Here is a 13269-nt window from a genome sequence, read left to right on the forward strand (position 1 = left end):
ACGGGCATGGGGGTCCGGGCGGCAGGAACGGCTGGAGTCGGGTTACCGTTCGAGTGGCCGTTGCGGGCTTTCGCCGTTTGACACGGGGGCGGGTTGTACCGTCACACTCCGCAGCGAAGCAGCGTCACCGCTGGGCCGTCCGCGCCCGGCCGTGCCGTGCGCGCCGTACTGCCGTACGGGCCCACCGAGCGTCGACCGGAGAGAAGAGCGAAGTTGTCCCCGACCAGCGAGACCGCACACGGCGGCCGCCGACTCGTCATCGTCGAGTCGCCTGCCAAGGCGAAGACGATCAAGGGGTACCTCGGCCCCGGCTACGTCGTCGAGGCGAGCGTCGGGCACATCCGCGACCTCCCGAACGGCGCCGCGGAGGTGCCCGAGAAGTACACCGGCGAGGTGCGCCGCCTCGGTGTGGACGTCGAGCACGACTTCCAGCCGATCTATGTCGTCAACGCCGACAAGAGGGCCCAGGTCAGAAAGCTCAAGGAGCTGCTGGCCGAATCCGACGAGCTCTACCTCGCCACCGATGAGGACCGCGAGGGCGAGGCCATCGCGTGGCACCTCCAGGAAGTCCTCAAGCCCAAGGTCCCGGTCAAGCGGATGGTCTTCCACGAGATCACCAAGGACGCGATCAGGGCCGCCGTCGCCAACCCGCGTGAGCTGAACACGCGGATGGTCGACGCGCAGGAGACCCGCCGTATCCTCGACCGTCTTTACGGCTACGAGGTCTCGCCGGTCCTGTGGAAGAAGGTCATGCGGGGCCTCTCCGCGGGCCGTGTGCAGTCCGTGGCCACCCGGCTCGTCGTCGAGCGGGAGCGCGAGCGCATCGCGTTCCGCTCCGCCGAGTACTGGGATCTGACCGGTACGTTCTCCACCGGCCGGGCCGGAGACGCCTCCGACCCGTCCTCACTCGTCGCCCGGCTGAACGCGGTCGACGGCAGGCGTGTCGCCCAGGGCCGTGACTTCGGTTCTGACGGACGGCTCAAGTCCGACCAGGTGCTGCATCTGGACGAGGCCAACGCGCGGGCGCTCGCCGCCGCACTGGCGGACACGTCCTTCTCGGTCCGCTCGGTCGAGTCCAAGCCGTACCGCCGCTCCCCGTACGCCCCGTTCCGTACGACGACTCTCCAGCAGGAGGCCTCGCGCAAGCTGGGCTTCGGGGCCAAGTCCACGATGCAGGTCGCGCAGAAGCTGTACGAGAACGGCTTCATCACCTATATGCGTACGGACTCCACGACCCTTTCGGACACGGCGGTCTCGGCGGCTCGGGCGCAGGTCACGCAGTTGTACGGGGCGAGCTATCTGCCGGACAAGCCGCGTACGTACGCGGGCAAGGTCAAGAACGCGCAGGAGGCGCACGAGGCGATCCGTCCCTCGGGCGACCGTTTCCGTACTCCCGCGGAGACGGGTCTGACCGGCGACCAGTTCAAGCTGTACGAGCTGATCTGGAAGCGGACCGTCGCCTCCCAGATGAAGGACGCGGTCGGCAACAGCGTCACCGTGAAGATCGGCGGGACGGCGAGCGACGGCCGGGACGCGGAATTCTCCGCCTCCGGCAAGACGATCACCTTCCACGGCTTCATGAAGGCGTATGTCGAGGGCGCGGACGACCCGAACGCGGAGCTGGACGACCGCGAGCGCCGGCTGCCGCAGGTCGCCGAGGGCGACGCGCTCACCGCCGAGGAGCTGTCGGTCGACGGCCACGCGACCAAGCCGCCGGCCCGTTACACCGAGGCCTCGCTGGTCAAGGAGCTGGAAGAGCGCGAGATCGGCCGTCCGTCGACGTATGCCTCGATCATCGGCACCATCCTCGACCGCGGCTATGTCTTCAAGAAGGGCACGGCGCTCGTCCCGTCCTTCCTCTCCTTCGCCGTGGTCAATCTGCTGGAGAAGCACTTCGGCCGGCTGGTCGACTACGACTTCACGGCCCGGATGGAGGACGACCTCGACCGCATCGCGCGGGGCGAGGCCCAGGCCGTGCCGTGGCTGAGGCGTTTCTACTTCGGCCAGGGCGACGACAACGCGGGTCTCGCGTCGGGCGCCGGCAACGGCGACGGGGACCACCTCGGCGGTCTCAAGGAGCTGGTCACCGACCTCGGAGCGATCGACGCGCGCGAGATCTCCTCCTTCCCCGTCGGCGACGGCATCATGCTGCGCGTCGGCCGGTACGGGCCGTATGTGGAGCGCGGGGAGAAGGACGAGGAGGGCCACCAGCGCGCCGATGTGCCGGAGGACCTGGCGCCCGACGAACTGACGGTCGGATACGCGGAGGAGCTGCTCGCCAAGCCGAGCGGTGACTTCGAGCTGGGCGCCGATCCGGTGACCGGTCATCAGATCGTGGCGAAGGACGGCCGGTACGGTCCCTATGTCACGGAGATCCTGCCGGACGGCACCCCGAAGACCGGCAAGAACGCGGTCAAGCCCCGTACCGCCTCCCTCTTCAAGTCCATGTCCCTGGACACGGTCACGCTCGACGACGCGCTGAAGCTGATGTCGCTGCCGAGGGTGGTCGGCACGGACGCCGAGGGTGTCGAGATCACCGCGCAGAACGGCCGGTACGGCCCGTATCTGAAGAAGGGCACGGACTCGCGGTCGCTGGAGCGCGAGGACCAGCTCTTCAGCATCACGCTGGACGAGGCGCTGGCGATCTACGCACAGCCCAAGCAGCGGGGGCGGGCCGCGGCCAAGCCGCCGCTGAAGGAGCTGGGCACGGACCCGGTGAGCGAGCGTCCCGTTGTGGTGAAGGACGGCCGTTTTGGGCCGTATGTCACGGACGGCGAGACGAACGCGACCTTGCGGACCGGGGACAGCGTCGAGGAGATCACCCCGGAGCGCGGGTACGAGCTGCTCGCGGAGAAGCGCGCGAAGAGCCCGGCCAAGAAGACCGCGAAGAAGGCGGCCAAGGCCCCGGCGAAGAAGGCTCCGGCCAAGAAGGCGACGACGGCGAAGAAGGCCGCGGCGAAGAAGACGACGACTGCGAAGACCGCGGCGGCCAAGAAGACGGCGTCCGCGAAGACGGCTTCCGCCCGGACGTCGTCCGCCGGTACGGCGACTGCCCGGACGGCGTCCTCCGCGGAAACGGACGAGTAGGGCGCGTACGGCGAGCTGGACGCGTACGGCGCCTAGGGCGGCTCGGGCGCGGAGGGCGCGTACGGCGGCCGGGGCACGTGGGGCGGCGGGGGCGTGTTGGCCGGCTGGGGCGTGTGGGGCAGTGGTGCGCGTCGGCGGCTTGGGCGAGTGGGGCGTTGACAGGGCAGGACCAGGGGCCCCGCGGGGTGTTCGGGCACGGGCGCGACGGATCGTCGTAGGACGATGTGGGGCGTTGTAGGGCTTCGCGGGCGTTATGGGGTCGGATAACGATCGATCCGGACGTATGTGCGCCCACGTGTTCGGACAGCGGCTCCAGGGAGTCAACAGCTCCGGATAGGCTGGGCGGATGACGCGAGCCGAGCAGCCAACGGTCGTGAGCCCCCCCTCCGACTCCGACGCACTTGCCGCAGACTCACGAGAGCGTGCCGTGCGGTCCCTGCTGCGCCTTCCTCCGCTCAGGCGGTTGTGGGGGGCGCAGTTCGCCGGCGGCATCGGCGACGTACTCGCCGTACTCGTGCTTCTGCTGCTGTCGTTGCAGGCGGCGATCGCCGAGGGCTCATTCGGTGCGGGATACCGGGGCGCGGCGTTCGCCGTCGCGGCCGTGTTCGGCGCACGGGTCCTGGCCACGCTGCTGTTCGGAGCGGTCCTTCTCGGACCGCTTTCGGGACTGCTCGCACCGGGCAGCGGGGCGCGGCCCGTGCCGGTGACCGGGACCGTCGGCACAGGTGCGGACGGTGCGGCCGGTGCGGCCGGTGCGGCCGGCGGAGACTCCGACGCCGGCGGTGCCGTCGGTACCGCCGGGGCCGCCAGGAAGTCCACCAAGAAGTCCACCAGGAAGTCCGCCAAACCGGCGAGGGACGGTGGTCCGCTGGACCGTCGCTGGACCATGATCGTCGCGGATGTACTCCGTCTCGTGCTGCTCATCATCGCGCCGCTGTGGCTCGAATGGGCGCCGGACCGCGCGCTCCCGATCCTTCTGAGCACGGTCTTCGTCCTCGGTGTCGCCGAGAGGTTCTGGACGGTCGCCAAGGAGAGCGCCGCCCCCGCCCTGCTGCCGCCCCCGCCGCTGGAGGGCGCCGCGGTACGGCCGCTCCCCGACCACTTCGACGCGCTGCGCCGGCTCTCCCTGCGCACGGCCTTCGCCGCGGTGCCCGTCGCGGCGGCCGTCCTGCTCGTCGCGACGCTGATCGGCAATCTGCTCGGGACGGGCATCGACTGGTTCTCGCTGCATCAGGCGGCCCTCGGCTCGTATGTCGCGGCGGGACTGTTCGCCGCGTCCGTGTCCACCCTGTACTTCCTCGAACTGCCCGACGGCCATACGCCCCGTCCGCGCTCCCCGATCGAAGGGCTGCGACGTCCGTCCGCCGCCGGTGGCGCCGGGGGCCGGGACAAGGGGCGTACGGGCGCTCTTCCGCTGCTGGTCCTCGCGTCCGGCGCGATCGCGGGAGCCGTCGCGTCCGCCGTGGCCGTCTCCGTACTCCACGCCAAGGACCTGGGCGGCGGTCCCGTCGCCTTCGCCCTGCTGGTCCTCGCGCTGACCGGCGGCACGGGACTCGGTATCCGCCGCGCCCAGAAGGTGCTGCCCGCCCTGTCGCGGCGACGCCTGTTCGCGCTGGCGATCGCGGTCACCGGCATCGCGCTGCTGGCGATGGGACTGGTGCCGGACACGGCGACCGTGCTGTTCATCGCGCTGTTCGCCGGCTTCGGGGCCGGTGTCGTGGCGAGTACCGGACACGCGCTTATCGACCTGGAGGCGGAGGAGTACCGTCGTAATCGAGTCACCGAACACCTTCAAGCCGTCGTAAGGGTCTTTGTCGCAGTCGGCGTGGTCGTCGCCCCCCTCGTCGCCGCGGCCATCGGCCCGCACCGCCTCGCCAATGGAACCTTCGTCTTCGCGCACGACGGCGCGGCCTTCACGCTGATGCTGGTAGGCGCGCTGTTGCTCCCGGTCGCGGCGGTCGTCCTCGCCAAGACGGACGACCGTTCCGGTGTCCCGCTGCGCCGTGACCTGCGGGACGCGCTGCGCGGGGGGGCGGATCCGGTCTCGGCTCCGGCAGCCGCGAGCGGGTTCTTCCTGGCGATCGAGGGGGGCGACGGCGCCGGCAAGTCGACCCAGGTCGAGGCGCTGGCCGAATGGATCCGTGCCAAGGGCCACGAAGTGGTGGTCACCCGCGAGCCGGGCGCCACGCCGGTCGGCAAGCGGCTGCGCTCGATCTTGCTGGACGTGTCGAGCGCAGGTCTGTCGAACCGCGCGGAGGCACTGCTGTACGCCGCCGATCGCGCCGAGCATGTGGACTCGGTCGTACGCCCGGCCCTGGAGCGCGGCGCGATCGTCATCTCCGACCGCTACATCGATTCGTCCGTGGCCTACCAGGGCGCGGGGCGGGACCTCTCGCCGACCGAGATCGCCCGTATCTCGCGCTGGGCGACGGACGGTCTCGTACCGCACCTCACCGTGCTGCTCGATGTCTCGCCCGAGACGGCACGCGAGCGGTTCACGGAGGCCCCGGACCGGCTGGAGTCCGAGCCGGCCGAGTTCCACCAGCGGGTACGGTCGGGCTTCCTCACCCTCGCCGCCGCCGACCCCGCCCGTTATCTCGTCGTGGACGGCGGGCAGGAGCCGGAGGCGGTCACCACGGTCGTACGGCACCGGCTCGACCAGATGCTGCCCCTCTCCGAGGCCGAGGTGAAGGCCCGCGAAGACGCGCGGAAGGCCGCCATCGAGGAGGCGCGGCGCAAGGCGGAGGAAGAGGCCGCGCGCAAGGCGGAGGAGGAGCGGCTGGAGCGCGAGCGCGAGGCGCAGCTCGCCAAGCTCCGGGCCGAGGAGGAGGAGCGCAAGCGCCGCGAGCTGGAGGAGGCTCAGCAGCGCGAGGCCGAGCGGCAGGCGGAGGAGGCCAGGGAGCGTGCCGAGGAGGCACGGCGGCTGGCCGAGGAGGCGCGCAAGCGGCGGGAGGCCGAGGAGCGGGCGTACGAGGCGGAGCAGGCACGGCTCAGGAGGCAGGCTCAGGAGGAGGCGCGGCTGCGCGCCGAGGCCGAGGAGCGGCGCCAGGAGAAGCAGCGCAAGGCCGAGGAGGCCTTGCTGCGGGCCGAGGAGGCACGGCGGCTCGCGGAGGAGTCGGCGGGCGCTGCGGGGGCCGCGGGCGCTGCGGGAGGTTCCGCGGGAGGATTCGCTGCTGGTTCAGCCGGCGGCTCCGCTGCCGAGTCCGCGGTCTCGCCGAATGAGATCACGGTGCCCACGGCGTTCGTGAAGAAGCCGATGGACGCTCCGAAGCGGACGGGCGCTTCTGACGCTTCGGACGCGGTGACCCAGGAGGTCCCGGCGGTACGGCCTGACGAGGCGCAGGCGGCGGGGGCGCGGGACGCCGAGGAGACGAGGGTCATTCCCCGTGTGCCGGAGCGGCCCGAGTGGCACGAGCGGTCCGAGCCGTCCGAGCGGTCGGCATCGCCCGACCGGGGGGCCGGTCGCGCGGCGGACGAGACGGCTGTGCTGCCTCAGGTGCCGTCGGCGCCGGTACGGGGCGGGGAGCGGCGGGGCACGGGCGAGGTCGGGGACGTGCGGGACGCCCGCGCGGTCGACGAGACCGCCGTACTTCCGCCCGTACGGAACAGTGATCCCGCCGACCGGGTGCCGCGGGGTTACTTCCGCGAGGACGAACCGGCTCCGCCCGCCGACGGGGGCAACGAACGCACGCGCGAGCTGCCGCAGTTCCCTCCGCAGGGCAGCGCCGAGGGGGAGCCGGAGCAGCAGCGCCCGCGCCGCCGCTCGGACTGGGCGGAGGAGACTCCGCTGGACGATCTTCCGAGCCTGGCGGACGAACTGCTCGGCCCGCACGAGGGCGACGACGAGACGGACAGCAGGCGCCGCCGCCGCTGAGCCCTGAAGGCCGCCGAGCCCTGAAGTGGGGGAGGGACTGTCAGACCCTGCCCCCACAATGGAATCGGAGCAAAGGGAATCGGGGCGGCACCGGGCGCTCCGAGCGGCACGGCACGCACGGGGCACGCACGGGGCACGTAAGGGCACGCACGGCACGTGTGTGTCCGTACAAGCCGGCCGCGACCACGCGCACGGCTGGGCAGGGCAGAGCAGGGCAGCGGACGGCAAGGAGCGGTGACGGCGTATGACCGTATGGGACGACCTGGTCGGGCAGGACCGCGTCCACGTGGCGCTCTCCGCCGCCGCCCGTGACGCCGACGCGCGGGTGACGGCCGAGGCGTCGGGCACCCCGCCACCCGAGGCCTCGAAGATGACGCACGCGTGGCTGTTCACCGGGCCGCCGGGCTCGGGCCGTTCCACCGCGGCCCGCGCCTTCGCCGCCGCGCTCCAGTGCGTCAGCCCGGACCGAGCGCTCGGCGGAGAGCCGGGCTGCGGGTTCTGCGACGGGTGCCATACGAGCCTGATCGGTACGCACGCCGACGTCGAGGTGATCCGTACCGACCTGCTCTCCATCGGCGTCAAGGAGACCCGTGAGCTGGTGCGCCGCGCCCAGCTCTCCCCGGCCGGAGGCCGCTGGCAGGTCATCGTGCTGGAGGACGCCGACCGCCTCACCGAGGGCGCGGGCAATGTTCTGCTGAAGGCGGTGGAGGAGCCGGCGCCCCGTACGGTCTGGCTGCTCTGCGCGCCCTCCCTGGAGGACGTTCTGCCCACCATCCGCTCGCGCTGCCGCCATCTTGTCCTGCGTACGCCGGCGGTGGACGCCGTAGCCGATGTGCTGATCCGGCGCGACGGGATCGAGCCGGAGGCCGCCCATGCCGCCGCCCGTGCCACCCAGGGACATATCGGCCGCGCCCGTCGCCTCGCCACCGACGACCGGGCCCGTGCCCGCCGTGCCACCGTGCTCAAGATGCCCCTGCGCGTGGACGACATCGGCGGCTGTCTCAAGGCCGCCCAGGAGCTGATCGACGCGGCGACGGAGGACGCCAGGCAGGTCGCCGAGGATGTGGACGCCAAGGAGACCGAGGACATGAAGGCCGCGCTCGGCGCTTCGGCGGGCGGCCGGATGCCCCGGGGCACGGCGGGGGTGATGAAGGAGCTGGCCGACCGCCAGAAGCGGCGTTCCACTCGTACCCAGCGCGACAGCCTCGATCTCGCCCTCACAGACCTGACCGGTTTCTACCGCGATGTGCTGACGCTCCAGTTCGGCTCACGGGTCGCGCTCGCCAACGGGGACGTACGGGACGCGCTGGACCGTGTTGCCCGAGCCTCGACACCTGAGCGGACCCTGCGCCGGATAGAGGCGATCAGCGCCTGCCGCCAGGCGCTGGACCGCAATGTGGCGCCGCTGCTGGCGGTGGAGGCGATGGCGGTATCCCTGCGGGCGGGCTGACAGCACGGGCGCCGACAGTGCGAGCGGGCGGTGCGGGCCGACAGTGCGGGTGGGCGCGGGCGGGTCTGACGGTGCTGGCGGTCCTGGCAGGCTGATAAACGGTGTACTCACCCGTACGAGTACCGACGGGCGGTATACGCCATCCGGCGGCTAGGCTCCCGGAATGGACAACAGGCGCCTGCTCCGTGTCTCCGCCACCGCCCTGGCCGCGGCCGGTCTGCTGATCTTCGGTTGCACGTCGACCTCGGGCACATCGACCTCGGGTACGACGGACTCCGGCACGTCGGCCTCGGGCACGAGGGCCTCGAAGCCGGACCCGGCGGCCCTGAAGAGGTTCTACGACCAGAAGCTCACGTGGCGCGCGTGCGGAGCCCCCGGTTTCCAGTGCGCCACGCTGAAGGCCCCGCTCGACTACGCCAAGCCGGACGGGACCGAGATCAAGCTCGCCGTCGCCCGTAAGAAGGCCACGGGCCCCGGCACGCGGCTGGGCTCGCTCCTGGTCAACCCGGGCGGCCCCGGGGGCTCGGCGATCGGTTATCTCCAGGGGTATGCCGGTATCGGCTATCCGGCCCCGGTCCGGGCCCGGTACGACATGGCGGCCATCGACCCGCGCGGAGTCGCCCGCAGTGAACCGGTCGAATGTCTCACCGGCGCGGAGATGGACGCGTACACACAGGTCGACCAGACTCCTGACGACCAGGCCGAGACCGGGCTGCTGACCGAGTCCTTCAAGAAGTTCGCCCAGGGCTGCCAGAAGCGCTCGGGCGATATCCTCCCGCATGTCTCCACGGTCGAGGCGGCCCGTGACATGGACATCTTCCGCGCCACGCTGGGCGACAAGAAGCTGTCGTACGTGGGCGCCTCGTACGGCACCTTCCTGGGGGCGACCTACGCCGAGCTGTTCCCGGAGCGCACGGGCCGTCTCGTCCTCGACGGCGCGATGGACCCGTCCCTGCCGGCCCGCGACCTGAACCGCGATCAGACCGCCGGCTTCGAGACGGCCTTCCAGTCCTTCGCCCAGGACTGTGTCAAGCAGACGGACTGCCCCCTGGGCAGGACCTCCGCGGCCGAGGTCTCGACCCGGATGAAGGCATTCTTCCTGACCCTGGACGCCAGGCCCGTCCCCACCGGCGAGAGCCGCCAACTGGGCGAGTCCCTCGCCACGACCGGTGTGATCGCCGCGATGTACGACGAATCCGCCTGGCCCCAGCTACGCGACGCCCTGGCCGCCGCGATGGACGGCGACGGCGCCCCTCTTCTCGCGCTGGCCGACTCGTACTACGAGCGCGACGGCGACGGCGCGTACGCGAACCTGATGTACGCCAACTCGGCCGTGAACTGCCTGGACCTCCCGCCCGCCTTCACCGGCCCCGAAGAGGTCACCCAAGCGCTCCCCTCCTTCGAACAGGCCTCCCCGGTCTTCGGCAGGGGTCTCGCCTGGGCCTCCCTGAACTGCTCCTACTGGCCCACCGAGCCCACCGGCACCCCGCACCGCATCGAGGCGAAGGGCGCGGCCCCGATCGTCGTGGTAGGCACCACCCGCGACCCGGCCACCCCGTACAAATGGGCCCGGTCCCTGGCCGCCCAGCTCTCCTCCGGCACCCTGCTCACCTACGACGGCGACGGCCACACGGCATACGGCCGGGGCAGCGACTGCATCGACACGGCGATCAACACCTACCTCCTGGAGGGCACACCCCCACCGAACGCCAAGAAGTGCTCCTGACCTGCGACAAGACCCCCACCCCAGGCATGTACGGAGCACCCTCCGAAACTGTGTAGACTTGGCCGCGCCGCAGACCGCACCATGGTCCACACGGCACGCCGCCTTAGCTCAGTTGGCCAGAGCAACGCACTCGTAATGCGTAGGTCTCGGGTTCGAATCCCGAAGGCGGCTCATTTAAAGCCCAGCTCAGACTATGTCTGAGCTGGGCTTTTGTGTTCTGTGCACGCGGCGGTGCCGTTGGGCGTAGGCCGTGCGCCGGTCCTCGGTCTCGGTTCTGGTCTCAGTCGGGGGTTCCGGGGCTGGTACGAAGGCGTCTTCCATGCGGCGCGGCGCGTATGTCGACAGGCGCGGTCTCCCCTTCATGTACCGGCGGGTCTGACTGGTCTGCGTGAGACGCGGGATCTCCGTGATCGTCGGCATGCCCACGCCGAGTTCGTTCGGGATCGTGCCAGCAGTGTGGCGGCTTCCGTCGTACAGACAACAGTGGACGATTCCGGCCTCTTCGAACAGTTCCTTGAACTCCTCCCAGTTCTGCCCAGGGTCGAGGAGACGACCGTCCTGCCGGGTGAAGACGAGTTCGTGTTCCTGTCACTCGTCACCCGCGCCCGCTCTTCCTCCGGCTGTGTCTTGCGGTACTCCACGGGCACCCGGATTTGGTGGGTTTGAGTGTCGAGCGATGACGACGATGCAGTTCGAGCGCTCAACGCATGCCGGTACTAGTGGCCGACTGGTAACCCGATAATCTTAAGAACATCCGGCGAAGGTGCCTGGGACTTCAAGAGATGCCGGGGAGAGCTTGGAGCCGTCGTTTCGAGGCGCTCTCCTACGGCAGCTCCCTGTGGACTCCAGGAGTTTGCAACCCAAGTGTGGCGCTCTCGACGTTGCCCTTGAGGTGCTGCTGGTTGAGAAGACCGGAGCCGGTCGACGAAGGTGCCCGCCGAGCCCGTGCGGGAGCGCCAACACGTAGACCCGGGGGGATGAGTCAGCCGATGCGCATCGTCATGCAGCCGGCCGGTCTGGCACGGAAGGTCGTCAATCAGCATTTCCAGGACACGATCGTCAAACCAGTGGTTTTCGACGAGCACGCCGATCTGCTGGAGCCGGGGGTCATGCAGGAGCTGAAGCGCCTCTTCCCGGAGGGCGCCGCGCCGATGTGGGGCGTCATGCCCGGCAAGGAAAACTTCAACGTCGCCAGGATCCGCAAGATGCGGCCCGGCGACTGGGTCTTCTTCACCGGGGAGAAGAAGGTCTACTTCGGCGGTACCGTCGCCCTGATGTGGCGCGACCGAGAGCTGGCCGAGCGACTCTGGGAAGCAGACGGCCACGGCAACACCTGGGAGTACATGTACGCCCTCTCCGGCACCCGCAGATTCGACATCACCATGGACGAGGTCCGCGAACTGCTCGACTGGAAGCCCAACCGCAACGTCATGGGCTTCATCGTGCTCAGCGACAGCGACAGCGACGCCCTCCAGTCCCTTCTCACGCTGGACCCGGCCAATGCCGCTACCACCCCGCTTGACGCGCAGGCCGAACAGGCCGCCGTCGACGGCTTCGACGGAGAGCTGGAACGCAAGGCCCAACGCGCCCGACGCGGCGAACAGGCCGCCCTCAAGCGACGCCTCCTGCCCGGCACCACCGGCGAGTGCGCCCTTTGCGGACGAGAGCTGCCGGGCACCTTCCTCATCGGCGCCCACATCAAGAAGCGCTCGATGTGCACCGACACCGAAAAGCGCGACCTCGCCAACATTGCCATGCTCGCCTGCGTCTTCGGCTGTGACGCCCTCTATGAACACGGTTACGTCACGGTCATCTCCAACGGCGCTATCCAGGTAAGCCCTCTCGTTCAGGAAATCCCCGAAGTCGCCGCCTACATACAGGATAAGCTCGCGAGCCGGACGGTCAGTTGGTGGAACGAACAGCGCGAGCCGTACTACCGCTGGCACCGCACCCACACGTTCAAGGCCGCTTTGGTGCCATGACACATATCTCCTCGAAGCCAGCGTGCCTTTCAGGCTTCCGCGAAGGGGAAGTCATCCGTGGATCGACAGAGGAACTTTCTGACTGGTCCCCTTTCGAGCCGGCGGGGGCGGTTTGTCGGTCGGTGTCCCGGGGGCGCCTGGCAGGACGGCTGGTTCGGGCCCCGTGGGAGAGTGCCGTTTTGGGGGCGGCTTCGGTGGGCTCGGGTCAGAAGCCGCACGCCGCTGATGGCGGTGTGGATTGTCTCCGTCAGTCCTGCGGTCCTGCCGTCCGCCTGGTCCTCGGCCGCGATGCGGAGGGCGAGGTGTTCTGCGAGGACCTGGGCGAAGGCCGGCTCGGGCTGATGGTGTGTCTGGAGTTGTACCGAGCCTCGCTCTGGCTTCTTCCGGCACATCCTGATCCGGTCGATCCGGGACGCCGTGTCCTCCGTGGTGGCTGTCGGGGGAGTGCTGGCTGAGCCGGGCGTGGGGGTGGGCCGGAGTGGTTGCTCCGGCCCACCCCCATGCGGACTGCTCAGATCTGGTGGCTTCCGTAGTAGCCGCCGATCTTGTCGCGGTAGCCCGCGTCTCCGCTGTGCCTGTCCTTGTCGAATTCGGGAGCGTTCTTGATCTGCTCCTTGGTCCGGTCGATGTAGATCTTCTCTTCGGCCGTGTCGATGGCGCTGACGAGGCCGGCGGGCAGCAGGACGTGCTTGCCGAAGATCCATACACCGGTGTCGACCACGATGTGCGAGGCGCCGACGTCGTCGGAGTGCTTGTCGACCTTGCCGATGCTCCCGTCGGTCGCCTCGACCTTGTAGCCGGTCAGGCTGCTGCCGGCGGTGTGGCCGGTCGTCGGCTGGTAGCCCCACATGTTCTCACTCACGAAATATCTCCTTCGTCAACGATTCCTGGACGGAATACATCATCACGGTCGAGCTTCCGTGAATTGTTCTAGCCCTCGTGTGCCCGCCGTTTCCCGTCGTATTCACCGACCGGTGGATGCGTCACCTGAATGTCGGCGGGCCGGGGCGTCCACCGTGGTGGAGGCGTGGTTCCCGATGCCGCACGAGAGGCACCCCGGCCACGAATACCCCCTACCCCCAAATGGTGCGCTCACCTTTCTGGGTGCCTCCGGACACATGGAAAAGCGGGGTGGGGGCGGCGGTAAAAG

6 protein-coding genes, 1 tRNA gene and 1 pseudogene are annotated in these 13269 nt (G+C 69.8%); 6 read left to right on the plus strand and 2 right to left on the minus strand.

Going from position 1 to position 13269, the window contains the following annotated elements; translation table 11 throughout:
* Positions 1-213 precede the first annotated feature (213 nt).
* From topA to ACWGDX_RS33755, 5 genes are all read left to right on the plus strand, one after another.
* Positions 214-3087, plus strand: a complete 2874-nt coding sequence (gene topA, locus ACWGDX_RS33735; RefSeq protein WP_453631820.1) for a type I DNA topoisomerase — start codon at positions 214-216, stop codon at positions 3085-3087.
* A gap of 346 nt (positions 3088-3433) precedes the next feature.
* The gene (gene tmk / locus ACWGDX_RS33740) at positions 3434-6961 is read left to right on the plus strand and encodes a dTMP kinase (RefSeq protein ID WP_453631822.1); all 3528 of its coding nucleotides are present in this window, start codon (positions 3434-3436) and stop codon (positions 6959-6961) included.
* A 244-nt stretch (positions 6962-7205) separates the two neighbouring features.
* Positions 7206-8411, plus strand: a complete 1206-nt coding sequence (locus ACWGDX_RS33745) for a DNA polymerase III subunit delta' (protein ID WP_453631824.1) — start codon at positions 7206-7208, stop codon at positions 8409-8411.
* Between the two features lie 163 nt (positions 8412-8574).
* A complete protein-coding gene (locus ACWGDX_RS33750; RefSeq protein ID WP_453631826.1) occupies positions 8575-10137 on the plus strand; it encodes an alpha/beta hydrolase in 1563 nt (520 codons plus the stop codon).
* Positions 10138-10234: 97 nt separating this feature from the next.
* Positions 10235-10308, plus strand: a tRNA-Thr gene (locus ACWGDX_RS33755).
* Positions 10309-10323: 15 nt separating this feature from the next.
* Here the strand turns inward: ACWGDX_RS33755 and ACWGDX_RS33760 are convergent.
* Positions 10324-10725: pseudogene (locus tag ACWGDX_RS33760) on the minus strand (tyrosine-type recombinase/integrase); the annotation flags it as partial.
* Positions 10726-11126: 401 nt separating this feature from the next.
* On the opposite strand from ACWGDX_RS33760, the gene ACWGDX_RS33765 reads away from it, so the two are divergent.
* Positions 11127-12119: a hypothetical protein gene (locus ACWGDX_RS33765; protein WP_453631828.1), complete on the plus strand. Its 993-nt coding sequence runs from the start codon at positions 11127-11129 to the stop codon at positions 12117-12119.
* 511 nt (positions 12120-12630) lie between these two features.
* Here the strand turns inward: ACWGDX_RS33765 and ACWGDX_RS33770 are convergent.
* On the minus strand, positions 12631-12981 hold the full coding sequence (locus ACWGDX_RS33770; RefSeq protein ID WP_453631830.1) for a PRC-barrel domain-containing protein: 351 nt from the start codon (positions 12979-12981) through the stop codon (positions 12631-12633).
* Positions 12982-13269: the final 288 nt, after the last annotated feature.

This window comes from Streptomyces sp. NPDC055025, assembly GCF_053608565.1.